Genomic DNA, 23,608 nt, shown 5'->3' on the forward strand with positions numbered 1-23,608 from the left:
GTCATGCCTCCGTTTTTCCGAGCAGGATCCGCGCCTCGGCCACCAGGGTGATCGAGCCTGTGACCAGCACGCCGCCGGAAAGGTCGTCGTTGGCCTCGGCCCGTTCCACAGCCCATTCCAGTGCATCGTCCAGTTTCTCGGCGACGTGGACGTTGTCCTCGCCGAAGCCCAGGTCGATGGCCAGCTCCGCCAGTTCCGCCGCGGGAACGGCGCGCGGGGAGTTGGACTGGGTGAAGCAGTATTCCCCAGCCACGCCCCCCAGGGATTCCTTGAGCTGGCGAAGGATCTCCTCTGCGTCTTTCTCCTTGAGCACTCCCACCACCGGAACCAGCCGGGTGAAGGTGAACGCTTCCTGCAGCGCGGCGGCCGAGGCCTTGATGCCGTCGGGGTTGTGGGCGGCGTCCACGATGATTGTGGGCGCGGTGCGGACCACTTCGAGGCGCCCGGGTGACGTCACCGCGGCGAACCCTTCCTGCAGGACCTCGAAGTCGAGTTCCTTTTCGCCCCCGAAGAATGCTTCCAGGGCTGCCACGGCCACGGCGGCGTTCTGCGCCTGGTGGGCGCCGTGCAGCGGTACCAGCAGGTCCGGGTAGCGGCCGGCGATGCCCTGGATGGTGACCATCTGCCCGCCCACGGCCACTGCCCGTGACTCGACGCCGAACTCAACGCCCTCGAAGCGGAAAGGCACACCCACTTCCTTGGCCTTTTCCAGCAGAACCTGGGCCGCGTCAAGGGGTTGCGCTGCGCTGATGAGGTAGCCGCCGGGCTTGATGATGCCGGCCTTTTCGTAGGCGATGTCCTCGGTGGTGTCGCCCAGCAGGTCCGTGTGGTCCAGCGAAATCGGCGTCACCACCGATACCTGGCCGTCGCCCACGTTGGTGGCGTCGGTGATGCCGCCAAGGCCCACTTCGATGATGGCCACGTTGACGGGCTGGTCGGCGAAGATGGCGAAGCCCAGGATGGTGAGGCACTCGAAGTAGGTCAGGCGGGGCTGGCCCTCGGCTTCCAGTTCGGAGTCCACGATCTGCAGGTAGGGCCTGATCTCGTCCCAGATCCGAACGAACGTCTCATCGGACACGGGGTGGCCGTCGATGCTGATCCGTTCGGTGACCTTGGACAGGTGCGGGCTGGTGTACCGCCCCGTACTCAGGCCATGGGCGCGGAGCACGGATTCGATCATCCGCGAGGTGGAGGTCTTGCCGTTGGTTCCGGTGACGTGGATGATCGGGTACGCCTTGTTGGGCTCGCCGAGCACATCCATGGCGCGGAACAGCGGCGCGAGGCGGGGTTCCATCTTGTTTTCCGGCGCACGTCCCAGGAGTTCGGCGTAGACGCTTTCCACGGAGAATTCGTCGGTCATGTCCTAGGCCTCCACTTTTTCGACTGCGACGGCGGGTTCGGACACATCGCCCGGCCCTGCGGTCAGCTCTACCGTCAGCGTCTCGCCCTTGACCAGTTCAGCGTTGGCCAGCAGGGCATCCACCACGTGCTGCGCGGCTGTGACCGTTGTCCGGATCCGGTCGCTGACGTTGAGCCCGGCGTCCTTGCGGGCCTGCTGGATGGCGCGGACCATGTCGCGTGCCAGGCCTTCGGCCTCCAGTTCGGGGGTGACCTCCGTGTTCAGGACCACGAACCCGCCTCCGGGCAGCACGGCAACAGCGGCAGACCCGCCCTCGGACTCAGCCACCACCGTCTCCAGCGTGTACTCCTGGGGCTCCAGTTGCAGCCCACCCGCGGTGACCACACCGGCGTCGTCCACGGACCAGCCACCGGACTTGGATCCCTTGATGGCCACCTGGACGTTCTTGCCCAGGCGTGGGCCCGCGGCACGGGCGTTCACCACCAGCTTCTGCTGGATGCCGAACTCTTCAGGGGAAGCGGTGGCCGCGTCGAGCAGGCGCACGGAGCGCAGGTTGAGTTCATCGGCGACGACGGCGGCGAAGCCTTCCAGCACATCCGCCCCGGGTGCCACGACGGTGAGTTCCTGGAGGGGAAGGCGGACCCGTAGGTTGGCTGCCTTGCGGAGCGAGGACCCGGTGGAGCAGATCTGCTGGACCCGGTCCATGGCCTCCACCAGCGCGGGGTTGGCGGGGAAGAGGTCCGCGTCCGGCCAGTCGGCCAGGTGCACGGAGCGGCCGCCGGTCAGGCCGCGCCAGATCTCCTCGGAGACCAGCGGGAGCAGCGGGGCTGCAGCGCGGGTGACGGTCTCCAGCGCGGTGAACAGGGCGTCAAAGGCGTCCTGGTCCTCGTCGAAGAACCTCTGCCGGCTGCGGCGGACGTACCAGTTGGTGAGCATGTCCAGGTAGCTGCGGAGCGAGTCGCAGGCACCGGAGATGTCATAGGTGTCCAGCTGCACGGTCATGTTTCGCACCAGGTCGCCGGTGTTGGCCAGCAGGTACTGGTCCAGGGTGTCCGCATAGCCGTCGTAGCGCAGCTTCGCATCGTAGCCCTGTCCTGCGGCGGCAGCGTTGGTGTAGAGCGTGAAGAAGCTGTACACGTTCCAGAGTGGCAGGATCACCTGGCGCACGCCGTCGCGGATGCCTTGCTCGGTGACGATCAGGTTGCCGCCGCGCAGGATGGGGCTGGACATCAGGAACCAGCGCATGGCGTCGGAGCCGTCGCGGTCCAGGACCTCGGAGACGTCCGGGTAGTTGCGCAGGCTCTTGGACATCTTCTGCCCGTCCGAGCCCAGCACGATGCCGTGGCTGATGACGTTCCGGAACGCCGGCCGGTCGAACAGCGCTGTGGACAGGATGTGCAGCATGTAGAACCAGCCGCGGGTCTGACCGATGTATTCGACGATGAAGTCAGCAGGGTTATGCGTGTTGAACCAGGCCTCGTTCTCAAATGGGTAGTGCACCTGGCCGTACGGCATCGAGCCGGAGTCGAACCAGACATCCAGGACGTCTTCCACCCGGCGCATCACAGACTGGCCCTCTTCGGGCGTGCGGGGATCGTCCGGGTTGGGCCTGGTGAGCTCGTCGATGAACGGGCGGTGCAGGTCCACCTGTCCGTCCTTGTTCAGCGGCAGCCGGCCAAAGTCGGCTTCGATTTCCGCCAGGGAGCCATAAACGTCCGTGCGCGGGTACTCGGGGTCCGTGGACTGCCAGACGGGGATGGGGCTGCCCCAGAAGCGGTTGCGGCTGATGGACCAGTCGCGCGCGTTCTCGAGCCACTTGCCGAACTGGCCGTCCTTGACATTGCCGGGGATCCAGTTGATCTCCTGGTTCAGTTCGGACATCCGGTCCTTGAACTTGGTGACCTCCACGTACCAGGAGGACACGGCACGGTAGATCAGGGGGTTGCGGCAGCGCCAGCAGTGCGGGTAGCTGTGCTCGTAGCTGGCCTGGCGGACCAGGCGGCCCTGGGCACGGAGCACCTGGGTGATCGGCTTGTTGGCCTCGAAGACCTGCAGCCCCACGATGTCGTGGAGGTCGCCGTGCTTGAACAACGGCAGGAACTTTGCGCCCTCGTCCACGGAGAGCACCACGGGGATGCCTGCCTCCTCGCAGACTTTCTGGTCATCTTCACCGTAGGCGGGCGCCTGGTGCACGATGCCGGTGCCGTCCGTGGTGGTGACGTAGTCGGCCACCACGAAGCGCCAGGCGTTCTCCATGCCGTATTTCTCGTTGTCGGCGAAGTCGTCCCAGAGGCGCTGGTATTCCAGACCCTCCAGCTCGGCGCCGGTGTGGGTGGATACGACGGCGGCTTCAGCATCCTCGAAGCTGTCATAGCCAAGGTCCTTGGCGTAGCTGCCCAGCAGGTCCGCTGCAAGCATGAAGCTCCCGGTAACCGGGGCGTCGGCGGAGGCCGCCTTGATGCCGTTGGGGCCGGCCGGCAGCACGGCGTAGGTGATGGAAGGCCCGACGGCGAGCGCGGCGTTGGTGGGCAGCGTCCAGGGGGTGGTGGTCCAGGCGAGGGCCTGCACGCCGTCGAGCTTCTTGGACAGCGCGGAGCCGCCGGCCATGATGGGGAACGTGACGGTGACGGTCTGGTCCTGGCGGTTCTTGTAAACGTCGTCGTCCATCCGCAGCTCGTGGTTGGACAGCGGCGTTTCGTCCTTCCAGCAGTAGGGCAGGACGCGGTAGCCGTTGTAGGTCAGCCCTTTGTCGTGCAGCTGCTTGAACGCCCAGAGGACCGACTCCATGTACTCGACGTTGAGGGTCTTGTAGTCGTTGTCGAAGTCCACCCAGCGTGCCTGGCGGGTGACGTAGCTGCGCCATTCGTCGGCGTACTTCATCACGGACGCGCGGCAGGCGTCGTTGAACTTGTCGATGCCCATGGCCTCGATCTGGGTCTTGTCCGTCATCCCCAGCTGTTTCATGGCCTCGAGCTCGGCAGGCAGGCCGTGGGTGTCCCAGCCGAAGCGGCGCTCCACGCGCTTGCCGCGCTGGGTCTGGTAGCGGCCCACCAGGTCCTTGGCGTAGCCGGTGAGGAGGTGGCCGTAGTGCGGCAGGCCGTTGGCGAAGGGCGGGCCGTCGTAGAAGACGAATTCGTTGCTGCCGGGCTCGCCGCCGGGGGCGTCGGCACTGCGCTGGTCGATGCTGGCCTGGAAGGTGCCGTCCTGGTCCCAGTACTTCAGGATGCGCTCTTCGATCTCCGGGAACTTCACGGAGGCGGAAACGCCGGCGCTGCCGTTGGAACCGGTGCTGGAGGCTGAGGCCTTGGGGTAAAACGTCATGTTCGACATCCTGGGTTGAGCGTGGTGAACCCCGGCAGGACCGGATGTTCCGTTCAGGATGCGAGGACGGCTGCCGTGCCGTCTTTGAAAGACTTCACGCCCACCGCGGTACCACCTCACTTACCGGCGCCGCGTGTCTTCCGCAAGGAACACGCGCTGCCCCGGCCTCTCATTACTGCTGTGACGGGCTTACCCGTCCGGTTCTACTGGCGCGGCCACCCTTTACCTGGGCCGCGTGTTCTTCCGGAAGCTCGCCGGTGATTGCCGGGTCATCGCCAACCTAGATTCTACTATCGCCATGGCGTCCTGTGCCATTCCGGCCCGTCGCGCCGCATCCCGTTCCCGGTCCGGAGGCTCCGGGACCCGGTGCCTCCCGGGGAACCGGTGCAGGGAACTGGTGGTGACGGGGTGCGGAATTAGGGAGGCAGTTACGGGCAGCGACCGCTGTCCGGCCCGGACCGGGCCGCGAATAATGGACAGATGCAAGCGGTGCAGCCATCCGTGCCGGGCATGCGGCCCAGCCTTTTGCGCCGGGCGGGTTCGTGGGCCTGCTGGTCAATCGCGGCCGTCCTGTGGCTGCCCGCAGCAGGACTGACCATCGTGCGCCTTGCCGGCGGCGGGTCCGGCACTCCGTGGGTCCAGTTGCTGTCCCTGTTCCCCGCCAGTTTGTTCGCGTCCCTTGCCGCGGCGGCAGCCGCACTGGCCGCCGTTGCCCTGGAACTCCGGGGTGCGCGGATTGTGCTGGCCGTGCTGGCCACCTGTCTCCTGTTAGGCCAGCTGTCGATGGTGGCGCCGCGCATCGTCCCCGCGTCCGCGGCCCCGGGCACACTCTTTGAGCGGCCGGCCCGCGCCGGTGCGGCCGCAAGCCATGCCGGTGTCCACCCACTGACCGTGATGGCATTGAACCTGGGATCCACGGGCGTGGATCCCACCGTCCTGCTGGGGCAGGCCCGGGCACGGGACGTGGACATTCTCGCCCTTCCTGAACTGGCACTTGAAGGCCTGGCAAGCCTTGAGGCGGCAGGAATTGGCGTGGACTTTCCGTACCGGGTCATCGATGTTGACGGAGCCGGCACCGGCAACGCCATCTTCTCCCGCTATCCACTCGTGCCGATGCCGCGGGTGCCCGGTACCTCCTTCTACCAGACCCGCGCCGTCGCCGATGTCCCGGGCACCGCCGGCGGCATCCGGCTGACCTCGGTGCACGTTGACTCCCCCCGCCCTGGACATACGCCATCCTGGCGGGCGGAACTCGACCAGCTGGCAGGCCTGCAGCAGGGACTACCGGCGGACGGGAGCTCAGTCCTGCTGGGCGACTTCAACGCCGGGCAGGACCATGCGGAGTTCCGGAACCTGCTCACCACCGGCCTTACCGATGCCGCCGGGACCGTAGGGATGGGCCTGGTCCCCACCTGGCCCATGAATGCGCCGGTCCCCGCCTTTACTGCGATCGACCACATCCTTGTGAGCCGCGGCATCAGGGTGGCGGGGTTCAGCACCGTCGGATTCCCCGGGACGGACCACGCCGCCGTCGTCGGCATACTGGACACCTGGCCTTGAACCGCGCCCCTGTCCCGCGCCGGATGAGGGCGGCCACCGTGTGCCGGTGGCTGTTCGTACCGGTCGCGTTGCCGGTTGCTGCAGTGTCGGCCGTCCGCGCCATACCGGTGGAATGGCCCGTCCTGGGGGTGCAGCTGGTGGCGTTCATGCCCTGGGTTGCCGCGCCTGCCGCGGCAGCCTTGCTCCTCGCATTACTGGGGCGTAGCCGGTGGCAGCGGGTCCTGGCTGCATCGCTGATGGGCTGTCAGGCCTTCTGGCTGCTTCCACTGGATGTCCGCGGGCCCACCGCCGAGGCGGCCGGACGGCCGGTCACCCTGGTGGCCATGAGCATCAACGCGGAACTGGGCGGCGCGGACGCAGGGGGGATCGTGGACCTGGTCCGTGAACGGCGCGTGGGCCTGCTGGCAGTGCAGGAGTACACGCCCCAGCTCTCGCTGAAGCTGACGGCGGCGGGGCTGGACGCACTGCTTCCGCACCGGATTGCCCACGCCAGGGAAGGCGCCGGGGGAACTGCGGTCTACTCGTCGTCCATGCTCGAGGACGCCGGGGTGCTTCCGGACACCCGGTTCAGCATGCCGGTTGTCCGGCTCGACCTGGGCGGTGGCGGGGGTGCAACCCTTCGTGTCGTGGCCGTGCACACCCTGGCGCCGGTGGGCAGCGCCGTGAACCAGTGGCGCAAGGAACTGGCCACAGTGGCCGGGGCCGGCACCGGCTCCGGCTACTCGGTCCACCCGATCGCTGGGACGGACCACGCCGCCGTGGTGGCCACCCTGCACGTCCAGGTCCCCTAGCCCTTCCGGATCAGCTTGTGCGTGGCTGCCTGCGCCACTGGCCGGACGACGATCTGGTCAAGGTTGACGTGGTGTGGGGCGCTGACGGCGTAACGGACGACGTCGGCCACGTCTTCTGCGGTAAGCGGCTTCTCCACGCCCTGGTAGACCTTTTCTGCGGACTGCGCATTCCCGAGCCGGTTGAGGGCGAACTCCTCGGTCTGCACCAGCCCCGGCGCCACCTCGATGACCCGCACATTGTGCTCAGCCTCTTCCAGCCGGAGGGCGTTGGTCATGGCGTGCTGCCCGAACTTGGCAGCGTTGTAGCCGCCCCCGCCTTCGTAGGCGTCCAATCCCGCGGTGGAGGTGAGGTTCAGGACGGTGCCCTCACCGGTGGACCGCAGCATCGGAAGGAACGCGCGGGTGAGCTTGAGGGTTCCCAGGACGTTGACCCGGTACATCCACTCCCAGTCGGCGGTGTTGGCATCGCCCACCTTGTCGGCACCCCTGGCACCACCGGCGATGTTGATCAGCGTGTCAATGCCGCCTGCTTCGGTGACCTGGGCGAGGAGCCGGGACACGTCGTCGTCCTCTGCGATGTCAGCGGGAACAGCGACGGCGCCTGTCTCCCTTTCCAGTGCCGCCAGCCGCTCCGCCCGGCGTGCCACCGCGAAGACCGTCCACCCGCCGGCGCGAAGCGCACGCACCGTTGCCTCTCCGATTCCGCTGCTCGCGCCGGTCACCAATGCTGCCTTTTTCTGCAAGTCCTCAGTCATGGCACCACCCTAGCGGGATCAGCCGCCGGGCCGTCCCAGGAGGTAATCAAGCAGGACCCGCGGGTGGTTGGCGTCAGTATCACCGGCGGGCGCAGGTCGACGGCGGCGTTTTCCCTGGCCATCCCCCGCGGCCCGGGCCGGTCCACCAGCACCCGGAAGCCGTCGTCGTCGTCCGCCGGGGTGACGGGTTGGGTGGGATGGAGCCAGCATGAAAGAATTGCCCAATGGCTGAAGACACGCAGGGTACAGACACGCCCACCACCGCCCCCATCAATGTTCCGGACAAGCCGGCCCTCGAAGGCCTCGAAGCCGCGCTCACCCGGCGCTGGCTGTCCGAAGGAACCTACAAGTTCAACCCCGACACCACCCGGGAGCAGGTCTACTCGATCGACACTCCCCCGCCCACCGCGTCGGGATCGCTGCATGTGGGGCACATGTTCTCCTTCACCCAGACTGACGTCCAGGCACGCTACATGCGCATGACCGGCAGAAACGTCTTCTACCCCATGGGCTGGGATGACAACGGCCTGCCCACCGAACGCCGGGTCCAGAACTACTACGGTGTCCGCTGCGATCCGGCCATCCCGTACAACGCCGACTACCAGCCGCCCGCGCAGCCGGCCAAGAACCAGCGCGATTTCGACGTCGTGTCCCGGCAGAACTTCATCGAACTGTGCGAAGAACTGGCCGTTGAGGACGAGAAGGTCTTCGAAAACCTGTTCCAGACCCTGGGCCTGTCCGTGGACTGGGACCTGACCTACCGCACCATCGATGACACTTCCCGCGCAGTGTCCCAGCGCGCCTTCCTGGCCAACCTGGCCGCCGGGGACGCCTACATGGCCGAAGCTCCCACACTGTGGGACGTCACCTTCCGCACGGCCGTGGCGCAGGCCGAGCTTGAGGACCGCGAAGTCGCCGGGGCCTACTACCGCTACCCTTTCTTCACCGAAGACGGGGACAAGGTCTTCATTGAGACCACCCGTCCGGAGCTGCTGGCGGCGTGTGCCGCACTGGTGGCGAACCCCGACGACGAGCGGTACCAGCCGCTGTTCGGCAAGACCGTGAAGTCCCCGCTGTTCGATGTTGAACTCGAGGTCAAGGCCCACCCCCTGGCAAAGGCGGACAAGGGCTCCGGCATCGCCATGGTCTGCACCTTCGGTGATCTGACCGACGTCACCTGGTGGCGCGAACTGCAGCTTCCCACCCGTGCCATCATGGGCCGCGACGGCCGCATCATCGCCGAAACGCCAGAGTGGATCACCAGCGGGGCCGGCAAGGAGGCGTACGCCGCCATCGCCGGGAAGACTGCTTTTTCCGCCAAGGAAGCCGTGGTGGAACTGCTCAAGGAAGCCGGCCTGCTGGACGGTGAGCCCAAGAAGATCACGCATCCGGTGAACTTCTTCGAAAAGGGCGACAAGCCCCTGGAAGTGGTTACGTCCCGCCAGTGGTACATCCGCAACGGCGGCCGTGACGAGGACCGCCGCGAACGCCTCATTGGCCGGGGCAAGGACATCGACTTCCACCCGTCGTTCATGCGTTCCCGCTATGAAAACTGGATCGCCGGCCTGAACGGTGACTGGCTGGTCTCCCGCCAGCGGTTCTTCGGCGTGCCCATTCCCGTCTGGTACCCGCTCGACGCGCAGGGAAACCCGGACTACGACAACCCCATCCTGCCCTCCGACGAGCTCCTGCCCGTCGACCCTGCCGCCGACGCCGCCCCGGGCTTCGACGAGGCACAGCGCGACCAGCCCAACGGCTTCACCGGCGACGCCGACGTCCTGGACACCTGGGCGACGTCCTCCCTGACCCCGCAGATCGTGGGTGGCTGGAGCCGGGACGAGGACCTGTTCGCCAAGGTCTATCCGTTCGACCTGCGCCCCCAGGGCCACGACATCATCCGCACCTGGCTGTTCTCCTCGGTGGTCCGCGCGGACTCCCTGCAGGACTGTGCCCCCTGGAAGCACGCCGCCATCTCCGGCTGGATCCTGGACCCGGACCGCAAGAAGATGTCCAAGTCCAAGGGCAACGTGGTGGTCCCCACGGACGTCCTGAACGAGTACGGCTCCGACGCCGTCCGCTACTGGGCCGCCTCTGCACGGCTGGGCGCAGACACCGCATACGAGATCGCGCAGATGAAAATCGGCCGCAGGCTCGCCATCAAGCTCCTGAACGCCTCCAAGTTCGTCCTGAACCTGGGCGCCACCGAGAACTCGGTGCTTTCGGGCGATCTCGCCGTGCTGACGAACCCCCTGGACCGTGCGCTCCTGGCCCAGCTGGCCGACGTCGTGGCCCAGTCCACCAAGGCATTCGACAACTATGACTACGCCCGGGCGCTGCAGCTCACGGAGTCGTTCTTCTGGCAGTTCACGGATGACTACGTGGAGCTGATCAAGGACCGCGCCTACGGAGCTGCGGGAGATCCCGAGCAGGCCTCGGTTCTCGCCGCCCTGGCCACCACACTGGACACCCTGCTGCGGCTGTTCGCCCCGTTCCTGCCGTTCGCCACGGAGGAAGTGTGGAGCTGGTGGCGAAACGGGTCCGTGCACCGGGCCGAATGGCCGGCTGCACTGGAGATCCCGGACGGCGACACCACCATGCTGGCAACGGTGGGGGTGGCACTCAGCGGTGTCCGCAAGGCCAAGTCCGAGGCCAAGGTCAAGCAGCGCACCGAGGTGCTGTCCGCCACGATCACTGCGCCGGAAGCGCTGACAGCGCAGCTGCAGGCCGGGCTGGCTGATTTGAAGGCTGCGTCCAACGCCCGGGAGATCACCCTGGCGGTGGGCAGCGGCGACCTCACAGTCTCCGACGTTGCTTTGGCACCCAGCGACGAGCCGGCCAAGGCCTGACGCCGGACCATAGCCAGGTCAGCCTTTTCGAGGCAAAGGGGAAGCCCCATCAGCGTTTTGCCGTTGGTGGGGCTTCGACTTTTCGGCCATCCGGTGACGTGCTCTGATGGTCTGGCAGGATCCGCTGATCTTCAGGTCTTACTACCCCGTCACTGGTAGCTTGCATTTAACTTTGCCGATGGCTGCGTTAACTGACAAATCTCTGAATCTTTGGTTCCTGCGTCCCCTTCTTTCGAAGTGGTAGGAACTATTGTTCTCCTGCGCCGGACCACGTGCAAGGGCCCCGGGATAACTACATTCAGGTAGTTTTCCCGGGGCCCTCCCAGCGTGTCAGTGCCCGGCGTTCAGTCGAATTCCGGGCTCTCGGTGCGGCTGCGCTTCAACTCGAAGAAGTGCGGGTAGGCAGCGATGGCCGTGGTGGCGTCCCAGATCCTGCCGGCTTCCTCACCGCGGGGGATACGCGTCAGCACCGGGCCGAAGAACGCGGTGCCATTGAAGGCGACCACCGGGGTGCCAACGTCCTGGCCCACCAGCGAGATACCTTCCTCGTGGCTGGCCCGGAGCTTCTGGTCGTACGCGTCGGAGGTGGCGGCATCGGCCAGGGAGGCGGGGAGCCCGCACTCCGCAAGGGCTTTGGTGATGACCTCGGTGCGGTCTTTTTCACCCTGGTTGTGGATCAGCGTGCCCATGGCATCGTAGAGCGGCTTGATGACCTGCGGTCCATGCTCTTCACGGGCGGCGATGATCACCCGGACCATGCCCCAGGCGTTGTCCATGGATTCACGGTAGCCGGGGTCCAGGTCCCGTCCCTCGTTCAGGACTGCCAGGCTCATGACGTGCCACTCGGTCTCGATGTCCCGCACGGTTTCCACTTCCCCGATCCAGCGGGAGGTCACCCATGCGAACGGGCAGAGGGGGTCGAACCAGAAATCGGCTTTGTTCTTGGCGGGTACAGTCACGGAGGTCCTCTCGGTCAGGCAGACTTACGGCGCTTGGCCACGTGCGGAATCATGGTGGGTTCGGCCCCGCGCAGGACTACGTCCTCGGTGATCACCACGCTGGCCACGTCCTCGCGGCTGGGAAGATCGAACATCACGGGAAGCAGGACTTCCTCCAGGATCGCGCGCAGGCCGCGGGCGCCGGTGCCCCGTTCCAGGGCCTGGTCGGCAATGGCATCCAGGGCGGTGTCGTCGAACACCAGCTCCACGCCGTCGATCTGGAACATCTTCTGGTACTGCTTCACCAGGGCGTTCTTGGGTGTGGAAAGGATTTGGATCAGGGCATCGCGGTCCAGGTTGGACACGGTGGTGATGACGGGGAGCCGGCCGATGAATTCGGGGATCAGGCCGAACTTCAGCAGGTCCTCCGGCATGACTTCACCGTAGGAGTCCACCTTCTTGCTGGCCTCGTTCAGTGGAGCGCCGAAACCGATGCCCTTGCGGCCGGAGCGGGAGCCAATGATCTCTTCCAGGCCGGCAAAAGCGCCGGCGACGATGAACAGGACGTTGGTGGTGTCGATCTGGATGAATTCCTGGTGCGGGTGCTTCCGTCCGCCCTGCGGAGGCACGGATGCGACCGTACCTTCGAGGATCTTCAGGAGGGCCTGCTGCACGCCCTCGCCGGACACGTCGCGGGTGATGGACGGGTTCTCGCTCTTGCGGGAGATCTTATCGATCTCGTCGATGTAGATGATGCCCTGTTCGGCCTTCTTGACGTCGTAGTCAGCGGCCTGGATGAGCTTGAGGAGGATGTTCTCCACGTCTTCGCCCACGTATCCGGCCTCGGTCAGGGCAGTGGCGTCGGCGACGGCGAACGGGACGTTCAGCCGGCGGGCGAGGGTCTGCGCAAGGTAGGTCTTGCCGCAGCCGGTGGGACCAATGAGGAGGATGTTCGACTTGGCGATCTCGACGTCGTCGTGGTGGGCGCCGTCCCCGAGGTTCCCGGACTTGGGCGCGTGGCCGGCCTGGATGCGCTTGTAGTGGTTGTACACCGCGACGGCGAGGGACCGCTTGGCGGGCTCCTGGCCGATGACGTATTCCTGCAGGAAGTCGAAGATTTCGCGCGGTTTGGGAAGCTCGAAGCTGCCGAGGTCGGCGACCTCCGCGAGCTCTTCCTCAATGATTTCGTTGCACAACTCGATGCATTCATCGCAGATGTAGACACCGGGGCCGGCAATCAGCTTGCGCACCTGCTTCTGGCTCTTTCCGCAGAAAGAGCACTTCAGCAGATCCGTGCTCTCGCCAATCCGAGCCATATGTGAACCCCTTAGTATCCTGCTGCCTGGCAGCCTTGCACCATTGCTGAAATCTCTCCCGGGCTGCACGGCCCGGTTTGTGACAACATCCACTCTAGGTCACATTGGGCCCCAAGGGTGGAATGAAAAGGCCGGTGCGGCCAAATGAACTGGACCGCACCGGCTTCCGGTACTGCTACCTCGTGATTGCCTGGGGCTTGATCTTGCGGGAGTCAAGAACCTGGTCGATGAGGCCGTATGCCTGGGCTTCTTCGGCGGTAAGGATCTTGTCGCGCTCGATGTCGTTGTTGACCTGCTCCGACGTGCGTCCGGAGTGGTGGGCCAGGGTGTCCTCCAGCCAGGAGCGCATGCGCATGACCTCTGCGGCCTGGATCTCCAGGTCGGAGGCCTGTCCGCCCTGGCCGCCGGACAATGCGGGCTGGTGGATGAGGACGCGGGCGTTAGGCAGCGCCAGCCGCTTGCCGGGCGTGCCCGCAGCGAGCAGGACGGCGGCCGCGCTGGCGGCCTGGCCGAGGCAGACGGTCTGGATCTCGGGGCGGATGTACTGCATGGTGTCGTAGATCGCCGTCATGGCCGTGAAGGAGCCGCCCGGCGAGTTGATGTAGAGGGTGATGTCGCGGTCGGGGTCCGTGGACTCCAGGACCAGCAGCTGGGCCATGATGTCGTCAGCGGAAGCGTCGTCCACCTGCACGCCGAGGAAGATGATGCGGTCCTCGAAGAGCTTGGTGTAGGGGTCCTGGCGCTTGAAGCCGTAGGGGGTGCGTTCCTCGAACTGCGGCAGGACGTAGCGGCTGGACGGAAGATTACCGGCTGACCACCCGAAGTTGTAGTTCATTGTGTTTGCTCCTGATCGAAAGGGGTTCTGGATGCCGGTTAGTTCTGGGAGGCTGATTCGCCGGAGGAACCGTTGGACGTTCCGCCGCCGCCTGAGACGGAGCCGGCGTGCGCGGCGATCTTGTCGAAGAAACCGTATTCGAGGGCTTCGGTGGCTGTGAACCACTTGTCGCGGTCGTTGTCCTTGAGGATGGTTTCAACGGTCTGGCCGGTCTGCTCGGCGGTGAGTTCCGCCATGACCTTCTTCATGTGCAGGATGAGCTCGGCCTGGATCTTGATATCGGAAGCGGTGCCGCCGATGCCACCGGACGGCTGGTGCATCAGCACGCGGGCGTTGGGCGTGGCGTAGCGCTTGCCCTTGGTGCCGGAGGAGAGCAGGAACTGTCCCATGGATGCGGCCAGGCCGGTGGCGACGGTCACGACGTCGTTCGGGATGAACTGCATGGTGTCGTAGATGGCCATGCCTGCAGTGACGGAGCCGCCGGGAGAGTTGATGTAGAGGTAGATGTCCTTTTCCGGGTTTTCGGCCGAGAGCAGGAGCAGCTGCGAGCAGATCGCGTTGGCGTTGTCATCACGCACCTCCGAGCCCAGCCAGATGATCCGCTCCTTGAGGAGGCGGTTGTAAATGTAGTTGTCCTGGGCTGCAGGATCGACGGTCGCCATCCGGGGGGCCTCTGAGTGCTGTGACATGTTTACTTACCTCTCACTGGTGACGGTGACATCACTGAAAATCACTACTTGGACACTAACCGGTTTCACGGGTGTTTTGTTCGCGCACCGACGGCTGTTCGCTGACGGCGCACGATCACCGAACCGGCAGCGGGCTGCTTCCCGCAGAACGCGAACGGCCCCCGGATCGAAGGGATCCGGGGGCCGTTGCTGCGGGTCAGGAAGGACTACGCCTTGGCGTCAGCCGTAGTGTCCTCGGCTTCGACAACCTCTGCCTCGGCAGCCTCGGCCTCAACACCCTCGGCGTCGGCGGCGGGAGCCTCTTCACCGGCGGGGCGGACGAAGTCGCTGAGGTCAACGGTGTTGCCCTCGGTGTCGGTCACGGTGGCCTGGCCCAGGACGACGGCCAGTGCCTTGCGGCGGCGCACCTCGGAAACCATCATGGGGACCTGGCCGCTCTGGTCGATGATCTGGGCGAACTGGTTGGGGTCCATGCCGTACTGGCTGGCGGTGGTGACGATGTAGTCGATCAGCTCGCTCTGGCTGACGTTGACTTCTTCCTTCTCCGCGATGGCGTCGAGGATGATTTCGTTCTGGAAGGCGCGGGCCGTGTTGGCGCGGACCTCTTCGCGGTGCTCTTCGGTGTCGTGCTCGCCGTCACCGTGGCCGTTGCCCTCCTGGAAGTGGGCTTCGAGCTGCTCTTCGACGACGGAGTCCGGAACGGGAACCTCTACGAGTTCAACCAGCTTGTCCAGGACCTTGTCGCGGGCTTCAACACCTTGCTCAACGATCTTGGACTCGGCGGCCTGCTTTGCCAGGTCTTCGCGCAGTTCGGCGAGGGTGTCGAACTCGGAGGCCAGCTGGGCGAAGTCATCGTTCGCCTCAGGCAGTTCGCGTTCCTTGACGGCCTTGACCACTACCTTGACCTGGGCGGCTTCGCCGGCGTGGTCGCCGCCCACCAGGGTGGTGTCGAAGATGGCGTCTTCGTCGGCGCTGAGGCCGGTTACGGCTTCGTCCATGCCCTCGAGCATGGTGCCGGCGCCTACCTGGTAGGACAGGCCGGCCGCGGAGTCGACCTCTTCGCCGTCGATCGTGGCGGTGATGTCGATGGTGAGGAAGTCGCCGTCGGCAGCGGGGCGGTCAACGGACTTCAGGGTGCCGAAGCGGCCGCGCAGTTCGTCCAGGGCCTTGTCCACGTCGGCGTCGGAGGATTCCGCAGCGGCAACCTGGACCTCGAGGCCGGCGTAGTCCGGGAGTTCGATCTCGGGGCGGACGTCGACCTCGGCGGCGAACTTCAGGCCACCGTCGGTGGCGGTGGGGTCGGGAACCTCGGTGATTTCCACCTCGGGCCGGCTCAGCGGGCGGATGCCGGATTCCTGCACGGCAGCCTGGTACCAGCCGTTGAGGCCGTCATTGATAGCGGTCTCCAGGACGTAGCCACGGCCGACGCGCTGGTCGATGAGCTTGGCGGGAACCTTGCCCTTGCGGAACCCGGGAACCTGGATCTGCGACGCGACGGTCTTGTAGGCCGAGTCGATGCTGGGCTTCAGTTCCTCAAAGGGGACCTCAACATTGAGCTTGACCCGCGTGGGGGTGAGGTTCTCGACAGCGCTCTTCACGGTCTAAGTACTCCTGGGTTGTGGGATGGGTTTCTGCAACGCAATGTGTGTCCAGGCCGGCTGGTCCTGGCCGCAGAGTCGGGGTGACAGGATTTGAACCTGCGACTTCCTGCTCCCAAAGCAGGCGCTCTAGCCAAGCTGAGCTACACCCCGTAAGTGCACAGGCAAGTCTACGGTGATACGCGTCGCGAATGCACATTTGACACGTAGGCCATGGATTAGGTTTAGTTGTATCCGGCTTGGACAGCCAGCCCGGAGTTTCCGCGAAAAACGGATCTTCCTTCGGGGACGTAGCTTAATGGTAAAGCCTCAGTCTTCCAAACTGATTACGCGGGTTCGATTCCCGTCGTCCCCTCCATGGCAAAAGGACCCCTCGGTTGAGGGGTCCTTTTGTGCGTTTGCCCCTAGGCCTGCGGCTGCTGGCAGTAGGGGCACCAGTAGAGGTTCCGCCCGGCGAGGTCGGCCATGAGCACGATGGTGCGGCATACCCGGCAGGGCAGACCGTGCCGTTTGTACACGAAATGGACGTCGTCACGGTGCGGGAAGTGCGCGCTCCTGGCCGGCACCGGTTCCCCTGCCGCGGCCGCCTTGGCCGCCGTGGTGCCGTTGAGCGTCCAGTATTTCGGCGGGGTGGTGATGATCCGCCCATCGGCGACGCCGTCGTTCATGACGGTAACGACGTCGCGCCACAGCCTGCGGGCGTCGGCCTCCGGCAACTCAGCCCCGGGAAGGAGCGGATCGAGGCGGCGGCGGAACAGGACTTCGGCGCGGTACACGTTTCCGACGCCGGCAATCACCTTCTGGTCCATGAGCAGGGCCGCCAGCGGGGTCTTCCGGGTCCGGACATTGGCGGCGAACCGCCCGGCGTCGCCGCGAAGGTTCCGCAGCGGATCAGGTCCCAGCCGCGCCAGGACCGCGTCGGCCTCCGCTGCGGTGATGGTTTCGCAGGTGGTGGCTCCGCGCAGGTCCGCCCAGCCGTGGCTTCCGGCGAGCCGGACCCGGACGGCCCCGACGGGCGCCGGCGGACCTGCGTAGGCGGCGCCGCCGTCGTCGTCCCCGTCAGTGAAGGCCTCCCGCTCCCCTACCCGCCGCGGCGCACCGATGCTTGACGCGCCGGTGAAGGTGCTGTCGCCGCCGAAGCTCCAGGCCCCGTAAAGGCCGAGGTGGACGTGCAGCACCAGCGAGTGGTCGAAGTGCAGGAACAGGTGTTTGCCGTGCGCCTCTGCGGCGACCATGGCGTGGCCGTCCAACAGCGCCGCTCCCCCGCTGAACCGGCCCTGGGGACTGGAGACAGCAAGTACTTCGCCGGTGAAGACGTCCCCGAACTGGCGGGCGAGCCGGCGGACGGAATGGCCCTCGGGCACTACTCGATGACCTCGCCGGTCGCTTCGTAGGCCGCGATCTTGCCGATCCTGCGCACGTGCCGTTCGTCATTGCTGAACGGTTCGGACAGGAACGCCTCGATCAGTTCGGTGGCTTCCTCCACCGTGTGCTGGCGTCCGCCCACCGCCACGACATTCGCGTCATTGTGCTCGCGGGCAAGGGTGGCGGTGGAGAGGTTCCAGGCCAGCGCGGCGCGCACGCCCTTGACCTTGTTGGCGGCTATCTGCTCGCCGTTGCCGGACCCGCCCAGGACGATGCCCAGGGCGTGTACGCCCGCCTGCTGGTCTGCGACCACGGCGAGGGCGGCGTTGATGCAGAACGAGGGGTAGTCGTCCTGGGCGTCGTAAGCCTTGGGCCCGTGGTCCACCACCTCGTATCCCTTCCCGGTCAGGTGGGACACCAGGTGGGCGCTGAGCTCCATGCCTGCATGGTCGGTGGCAATGTGGACCCGCGGGAAGGCAGGGGTAGTGGTCACGTGCTGATTCCGTTCGTTGGTGGGGCTGGCAGGCCGCCGGTGGGGGCCGGAACGACACCGATAAGGATACTAGGGCGGCGGTGGGGTCAGGGGTTCCGGACATCCGGTGGCGGCGGACCACCGCCACGGGCCCTGGCCGCCACCCGGGTGAGCACTTCGGCAAGCCGCGCGGCCGAGGCCTGGCTGCCGCCGCTGACGGCAAGGCGCTGGCCGTCGGTCTTGCTGACGACGACGGCGGGCCCGCTGCCGACGAGCATGGCGGCGGTTCCGCCGTGGTGCCGGTAGCCCCACCCGCCGTAATCGGCGGCCCTCACGTCGGCCGCGCTGGCGTCGGAAATGGCACCGGCGGGTACGTCCATCACCGGCACCACGCCGGCGAGCAGGACCTTCAGCCCACGCCGGTCCGCGCGGACGCGGGCGAAAAGGAACGCCGCACCCAGGAGGGCCAGGATCACCAGGAGGATCCCCAGCCAGGGCACCACGACGGCGATCAGGGCCGCCGGGAACAGGGAGGCGATGGCGATCATCACGAACACCGAACTGCGGGCGTGGACCCAGAGCCTGATGCTGTCCCGGGCAAGGTCCGGGTCCAGTTCCCTGGCGATGGCGACCTGGAGCGCGCGGTCATCATCAGGGGACCACTGCCGGTCGGCCTTGTACACCATGGCCATGGTCACGCCGAGGGAAACCGCCGCACCGCTCCCCAGGGCGAGGACCGTCATGTCCACGTGCGACTGCCGGGCGTCAGCCAGCCCCGTTTGGCCGATCAGGCCTGCGGCGAGCGCGGAGGTGATGAACAAGCTAAGGAAAAGCCCGGCACCCATCATGATCCTGCGCATCAGGACGGGCCGGCTTAGCGGCGCGGCCTGGAGCAGGACCAGCCACCCGGACACGATGATTCCCGCGGCGCCGGCCCCCACGTAGGCGCCGAAGGGCGCGAAGGCGGCGCCGCCGCTGTCCGTCCACTGGACCGCAAGCGGCTCCGGCAGATCCGGGCGCAGCAGGAACGCGCAGTAAACAAAGGCGGCAGCCAGGACGACAGGAAACCCGACGGCGAACCGCAGGGCCCTGGCATCCACCGAATCCAGCAGCTTTCCCATGCATCCAACGCTACCCCCGCGGCTGCCGGGGCCGCCGCCCGGCCCTGCCCCGCCCCCGCTGTGGGCTGCGCTACTTGCCATGGGAGGCAAGGGTGGAAGAATGCATCACAGTGCCGGCACCGGAACCACCGGCCGGCAGCCGAAAATTCTTTGGAGGACCTCCTTTGCCAGGCATGAACCTGACGCGCGCCGAAGCCCGTGAGCGCGCCGAACTGATTTCCGTCGAGTCCTACGACGTCAGCCTTGACCTGACCCGCGGCGGAGAGGTCTTTGGCAGCACCACCACCGTGAAATTCACGGCGGTTCCCGGAACGTCCAGTTTCATTGACGCCGTCACCCGCACGGTACACAGCGTGACCCTCAACGGCCGCGCCCTTGATCCGGACACCGTGGCCGACGGCGTGCGGATCCAGCTGGCGGACCTGGCGGAGCACAACGAGCTGACTGTGGTGGCGGACATGCCCTACATGAACACCGGCGAAGGCCTCCACCGGTTCGTGGACCCCGTGGACAACGAGGTCTACCTCTACACCCAGTTCGAGGTTCCGGATTCCCGCAGGATGTTCACCGTCTTCGAGCAGCCCGACCTGAAGGCGACGTTCGCCTTCACCGTTACGGCTCCGTCCCACTGGGATGTTGTGTCCAACTCCCCCACCCCCGAACCGGCACAGGCACAGGCCGCCGAAGACGGCGCCGCCCGGTCCGTCTGGACGTTTGCCCCCACGCCGCGGCTGTCCTCTTACGTCACTGCCCTGGTCGCCGGCCCGTACCAGTCCGTCCGCAGCGAGGTCACCAGCTCGGATGGCCGCGTGATCCCGCTCGGGGTCTTCGCACGGAAGTCGCTGATGCAGTACCTGGACGCAGACAACATCTTCGAGCTCACGCGGCAGGGCTTCGGGTTCTTCGAGGAACAGTTCGGCTGCCCCTACCCGTTCGAGAAGTACGACCAGCTGTTCGTGCCGGAATTCAACGCCGGTGCGATGGAAAATGCCGGTGCGGTGACCATCCTGGAAGGCTACGTTTTCCGCAGCAAGGTCACCGGGGCGCAGATCGAGCGGCGCGCCATTACCGTGCTCCACGAACTGGCGCACATGTGGTTCGGCGACCTGGTGACAATGCGCTGGTGGAACGACTTGTGGCTCAACGAGTCCTTCGCCGAGTACATGTCACACCTGGCCGCGGTGGAGGCCACGTCCTTCACCAGCGCCTGGACCACGTTTGCCTCCGTGGAAAAGTCCTGGGCGTACCGCCAGGACCAGCTGCCCACCACGCACCCGATCTTCGCAGAGATCAACGACCTGCAGGACGTGGAGGTCAACTTCGACGGCATCACCTACGCCAAGGGGGCCTCGGTGCTCCGGCAGCTGGTCGCCTGGGTCGGACCCGACCAGTTCATGGCCGGCGTCCGGGAGTACTTCGCCAAGCACTCCTGGCACAATACCGAGCTGCAGGACCTGCTGGTTGAGCTGGAGAAGGCAAGTGGCCGCGACCTGGACCACTGGGGCGGGCAGTGGCTGGAGACCGCCGGGGTTAACACCCTGGCTCCCGAGCTGGACGTGGACTCCGATGGAAAGCTGCGGTCCTTTGCCATCCTGCAGTCCGCGGTTCCGGAGTGGCCCACCATCCGGCCGCACCGGCTCGCCGTGGGCTTCTACAACCTGGACGACGCCGGCAAGCTCACCCGGGTGCACCGCGAGGAGCTTGACGTCGACGGCGAACGTACAGACGTCCCGGCGCTTGCGGGCGTGGCCCGGCCGGACCTGATCCTCATCAACGACGACGACCTTGCCTATGCCAAGGTGCGCCTGGATCCGGTGTCCCTGGCCACGGCCACGGCACACCTCAAGGACTTTGCCGAAAGCCTGCCGCGGACCCTGGTCTGGAACTCCGCGTGGGACGCTGCGCGGGACGGCGAAACACCGGCCCGGCAGTACGTGGACCTGATCCTGTCCAACGTCGCAGCGGAAACGGATTCCTCCGTGATTCTGGTCCAGCTCCGCCAGCTGGCAACCACCCTGAACTTCTATGTGGCCGAGGAACACCGCGAAGCCACCACCGTTGCGGCCGTGGACCGGTTGTGGGATTTGGCCTCGGCCGTTCCGGGCGGCTCCGACGGCCAGTTGCAGTTCATCAAGTCCTTCGCGCTCCTGGCCCGCAGCGCGTCCCAGCTGGACCGGGTGTCCGGCCTGCTGGACGGGTCAGTGGTCCTGGACGGCCTGGCCGTGGACCAGGACCTCCGCTGGGAGCTGGTGGCTTCGCTGGTGGCCGGCGGCCGGATGGGGCAGGACGGCATCGACGCCGAACTGGAGCGGGACAACACCTCCAGCGGGCAGAACGCAGCCGCCCTGGCCAAGGCTGCCATCCCCACCCCCGAGGCAAAGGCTGCGGCCTGGGAAGCCATTGTGGTCAAGGGAGAGCTGTCCAACGCGCTGCAGGGCTCCGCGGTGGCCGGTTTCATGCGGGTGCTGGACCGTTCCCTCCTGGAGCCGTACTCCGAAAAGTATTTCGCGGCCGTGCCGGGGATCGTGGCAACCCGCACCCACGCACTCGCCCAGCAAATCGTCGTCGGCCTCTACCCGGCGCTGCTTACCACGCAGGCCACCATCGACCGGACGGACGGATTCCTGGCCTCATTGCCGGCGGAAAGCGCGGCGCTGCGGCGGATGATGCTGGAAAACCGTGACGGCGTCGCCCGCGCCCTGCGTGCCCGTGCCGCCGACGTCCTGCCGGCGGGCGGCCCGGAGTGAACCTCCACGAACACCAGTACGCACTGACGGTCCAGTGGACCGGCAACCTGGGGGCGGGCACGTCGTCCTACCGGGGTTACTCCCGGGACCATGACGTCGCCATTCCCGGCCTGCCGGTCCTGAAGGGTTCGGCGGATCCGACTTTCCACGGAGACCGCGGGCGCTACAACCCAGAACAGCTCCTCCTGGCTGCGCTTGCGCAGTGCCACATGCTGTCCTACCTGCACGTGGCGGTGAAGCACGGGGTGGTGGTCACTGGCTACCGGGACGAGGCCACCGGGCTGATGCGGCTGAACCGGGACGGCAGCGGACAGTTCGAGCGGGTGGTCCTGAACCCGCACGTGACGGTGGCCGACGCGGCGCAGGCGGATCTGGCGGCCTCGCTGCACCGTGAGGCCAACCAGGTCTGCTTTATTGCCCGGAGCGTGAACTTCCCGGTGGAGCACCAGCCGGTGACGGTGGCCGCCTAGTCCCTCCCGCCTGCCGCTGCCCTGTGGCGGCGGCAGGCCGGCCTTCCGGTGCCAGGAAATTTCCCGGGAGCGGAAGGCGGTTCCGCCGAGGATGGGAATGCGGATTGCTCCACGCTGCGGCGCTAGGGTTGAAAGAGAACAGAGCAATATCCCAAGGAGCTATTTCCACCCATGGTCAGCATGTTGTCCATCCTTCCCCCTGCCACCAGCCAGCCGAGCGGCGTGAGCCTGCCGGGCATCGTGATCAGCCTCGGCGTCGGCGTTGCCGTCTGGCTCGTGGCCACGTTCATCATTTCCCGCATCACCAGGCGGGTGGCGTCGGGCAGCAACTTCTTCAAGAAGCCCACGTTCAAGTGGGCTGCCCCGGCCTTCCGGGCCCTCGACCACGAACGCCGCGTCCAGCGTGCCGAAACCATCGGTTCGCTGCTCAACAGCGTGGTGGGCGTGCTGGTGGTGATCATTACCGGCATGTATGTGCTGCAGAACCTGGACATCAACATTGCCCCGCTGCTGACCAGCGTGGGCATCCTCGGTGTAGCCATCGGCTTCGGCGCCCAGCAGCTGATCCGCGACTTCCTGGCGGGGATCTTCATTACCATTGAAGACCAGTACGGAATTGGCGACGTCATTGAAACCAGCGAAGTGGTGGGCGTTGTGGAGTCCATGGGGCTGCGGATCACCCGCGTCCGCTCCGACGACGGCGCGATCTGGTACCTGCGCAACGGCGAGATCCTGCGCGTGGGCAACCGGTCCCAGGGACGCTACGTTCCGCTGCACGAGACCGACGACGGCACCACCGACCAGGGCTCGGCGCACGTTGAGACCAAGAAGACTGACCAGAAAGCCGGGGACTAGCATGTCGCTTCCCATTGAGCCGGGCCCGGGGCAGCGGCCCCAGTTGATGCAGAACGATCCGTTCAGCAAGCCGGACTACACCGACAGCTTCTATGACGCCGTGGGCGGCCACGGCACCTTCGTAAAGCTCATTGACGTCTTTTACGACGGCGTGGCCACCGATCCCGTGCTGCGGCCCATGTATCCGGAAGAGGACCTGGCCCCGGCGAAACGCCGGTTCCTGATGTTCCTTGAGCAGTACTGGGGCGGTCCGACAACGTACGGCGAGGAGCGCGGCCACCCGCGCCTGCGGATGCGGCACATGCCTTTCAAGGTCACGCCCGAGGCAAAGGACCGGTGGTTGTTCCACATGCGCACCGCCGTGGATGCCCTGGAGCTGCCTCCGCTTTACGAGGCCACGCTGTGGGACTACATGGAGCGGGCGGCGCTGTCCATGGTGAACAGCCCTTCCGGCTCCTGAGAACCTGTCCGGCAGGCGCCCTGCAGTCCGGCCTAGGTGTACTGAGTCAGGACGTTGGTTACGTCGTGAATAGGTGAAGACCTCTTAGGTTGGTGGTTACCACACACAG

At 66.2% G+C, this 23,608-nt stretch carries 18 protein-coding genes and 2 tRNA genes; 8 read left to right on the forward strand and 12 right to left on the reverse strand.

All coding sequences use genetic code 11. The annotated features are described in order from the left end of the window. Window position 1 precedes the first annotated feature (1 nt). Window positions 2-1,360, reverse strand: coding sequence for a folylpolyglutamate synthase/dihydrofolate synthase family protein (locus tag PV772_RS10490; protein WP_141160223.1), 1,359 nt, complete (start codon window positions 1,358-1,360; stop codon window positions 2-4). 3 nt (window positions 1,361-1,363) lie between these two features. Continuing rightward, on the reverse strand, window positions 1,364-4,681 hold the full coding sequence (gene ileS, locus PV772_RS10495; RefSeq protein ID WP_347886095.1) for an isoleucine--tRNA ligase: 3,318 nt from the start codon (window positions 4,679-4,681) through the stop codon (window positions 1,364-1,366). Between the two features lie 480 nt (window positions 4,682-5,161). On the opposite strand from ileS, the gene PV772_RS10500 reads away from it, so the two are divergent. Both PV772_RS10500 and PV772_RS10505 read left to right on the forward strand, forming a co-directional pair. Then, complete coding sequence (locus PV772_RS10500) at window positions 5,162-6,241, forward strand: endonuclease/exonuclease/phosphatase family protein (protein ID WP_347886096.1); 1,080 nt, start codon at window positions 5,162-5,164, stop codon at window positions 6,239-6,241. Further along, window positions 6,238-7,032 (forward strand): endonuclease/exonuclease/phosphatase family protein, encoded by a 795-nt coding sequence (locus PV772_RS10505; protein ID WP_347886097.1) that lies wholly within the window; start codon window positions 6,238-6,240, stop codon window positions 7,030-7,032. Before PV772_RS10500 ends, PV772_RS10505 begins: the two co-directional genes overlap by 4 nt. On the opposite strand, the gene PV772_RS10510 is transcribed toward PV772_RS10505, so the two are convergent. Further along, the gene (locus PV772_RS10510; RefSeq protein ID WP_347886098.1) at window positions 7,029-7,787 is read right to left on the reverse strand and encodes an SDR family oxidoreductase; all 759 of its coding nucleotides are present in this window, start codon (window positions 7,785-7,787) and stop codon (window positions 7,029-7,031) included. The genes PV772_RS10505 and PV772_RS10510 overlap by 4 nt on opposite strands. A 224-nt stretch (window positions 7,788-8,011) precedes the next feature. Between PV772_RS10510 and valS the strand changes: the two genes are divergently transcribed. Continuing rightward, window positions 8,012-10,633: a valine--tRNA ligase gene (gene valS / locus PV772_RS10515; RefSeq protein ID WP_347886099.1), complete on the forward strand. Its 2,622-nt coding sequence runs from the start codon at window positions 8,012-8,014 to the stop codon at window positions 10,631-10,633. Between the two features lie 344 nt (window positions 10,634-10,977). Here valS and PV772_RS10520 read toward each other — a convergent pair whose 3' ends face one another. The 6 genes from PV772_RS10520 to PV772_RS10545 form a co-directional block, all read right to left on the reverse strand. Then, the gene (locus PV772_RS10520; protein WP_141160217.1) at window positions 10,978-11,592 is read right to left on the reverse strand and encodes a DsbA family protein; all 615 of its coding nucleotides are present in this window, start codon (window positions 11,590-11,592) and stop codon (window positions 10,978-10,980) included. A 14-nt stretch (window positions 11,593-11,606) separates the two neighbouring features. Continuing rightward, on the reverse strand, window positions 11,607-12,887 hold the full coding sequence (gene clpX / locus PV772_RS10525) for an ATP-dependent Clp protease ATP-binding subunit ClpX (RefSeq protein WP_141160216.1): 1,281 nt from the start codon (window positions 12,885-12,887) through the stop codon (window positions 11,607-11,609). Window positions 12,888-13,062: 175 nt separating this feature from the next. After that, window positions 13,063-13,722: an ATP-dependent Clp protease proteolytic subunit gene (locus PV772_RS10530; RefSeq protein ID WP_018769476.1), complete on the reverse strand. Its 660-nt coding sequence runs from the start codon at window positions 13,720-13,722 to the stop codon at window positions 13,063-13,065. Window positions 13,723-13,760: 38 nt separating this feature from the next. Then, entirely contained in the window at window positions 13,761-14,384 is a 624-nt protein-coding gene (locus PV772_RS10535) for an ATP-dependent Clp protease proteolytic subunit (protein WP_018761581.1), read from the reverse strand. 233 nt (window positions 14,385-14,617) lie between these two features. Continuing rightward, a complete protein-coding gene (tig, locus tag PV772_RS10540) occupies window positions 14,618-16,009 on the reverse strand; it encodes a trigger factor (protein WP_141160215.1) in 1,392 nt (463 codons plus the stop codon). Window positions 16,010-16,087: 78 nt separating this feature from the next. Further along, window positions 16,088-16,162 (reverse strand) — tRNA-Pro (locus tag PV772_RS10545). Between the two features lie 131 nt (window positions 16,163-16,293). On the opposite strand from PV772_RS10545, the gene PV772_RS10550 reads away from it, so the two are divergent. Then, window positions 16,294-16,367, forward strand: a tRNA-Gly gene (locus PV772_RS10550). A 46-nt stretch (window positions 16,368-16,413) separates the two neighbouring features. Here the strand turns inward: PV772_RS10550 and PV772_RS10555 are convergent. The 3 genes from PV772_RS10555 to PV772_RS10565 form a co-directional block, all read right to left on the reverse strand. Then, window positions 16,414-17,373: a DNA-formamidopyrimidine glycosylase family protein gene (locus tag PV772_RS10555; protein WP_141160214.1), complete on the reverse strand. Its 960-nt coding sequence runs from the start codon at window positions 17,371-17,373 to the stop codon at window positions 16,414-16,416. After that, on the reverse strand, window positions 17,373-17,867 hold the full coding sequence (locus tag PV772_RS10560) for a ribose-5-phosphate isomerase (RefSeq protein ID WP_141160213.1): 495 nt from the start codon (window positions 17,865-17,867) through the stop codon (window positions 17,373-17,375). The genes PV772_RS10555 and PV772_RS10560 overlap by 1 nt, the downstream gene beginning before the upstream one ends. Window positions 17,868-17,953: 86 nt before the next feature. After that, entirely contained in the window at window positions 17,954-18,967 is a 1,014-nt protein-coding gene (locus tag PV772_RS10565; protein ID WP_141160212.1) for a hypothetical protein, read from the reverse strand. 173 nt (window positions 18,968-19,140) lie between these two features. On the opposite strand from PV772_RS10565, the gene pepN reads away from it, so the two are divergent. The 4 genes from pepN (at window position 19,141) to PV772_RS10585 (ending at window position 23,499) form a co-directional block, all read left to right on the forward strand. After that, window positions 19,141-21,714: an aminopeptidase N gene (gene pepN / locus PV772_RS10570; RefSeq protein WP_141160211.1), complete on the forward strand. Its 2,574-nt coding sequence runs from the start codon at window positions 19,141-19,143 to the stop codon at window positions 21,712-21,714. Then, the gene (locus PV772_RS10575) at window positions 21,711-22,184 is read left to right on the forward strand and encodes an OsmC family protein (RefSeq protein WP_307356203.1); all 474 of its coding nucleotides are present in this window, start codon (window positions 21,711-21,713) and stop codon (window positions 22,182-22,184) included. The genes pepN and PV772_RS10575 overlap by 4 nt, the downstream gene beginning before the upstream one ends. Window positions 22,185-22,355: 171 nt before the next feature. Then, window positions 22,356-23,039, forward strand: a complete 684-nt coding sequence (locus tag PV772_RS10580) for a mechanosensitive ion channel domain-containing protein (protein ID WP_141160209.1) — start codon at window positions 22,356-22,358, stop codon at window positions 23,037-23,039. Between the two features lies 1 nt (window position 23,040). Beyond that, window positions 23,041-23,499, forward strand: coding sequence for a globin (locus PV772_RS10585; RefSeq protein WP_347886100.1), 459 nt, complete (start codon window positions 23,041-23,043; stop codon window positions 23,497-23,499). Window positions 23,500-23,608: the final 109 nt, after the last annotated feature.

Source organism: Pseudarthrobacter sp. CC12 (assembly GCF_039907755.1).
In the GTDB taxonomy this organism is placed as follows: Bacteria; Actinomycetota; Actinomycetes; order Actinomycetales; family Micrococcaceae; genus Arthrobacter; species Arthrobacter niigatensis.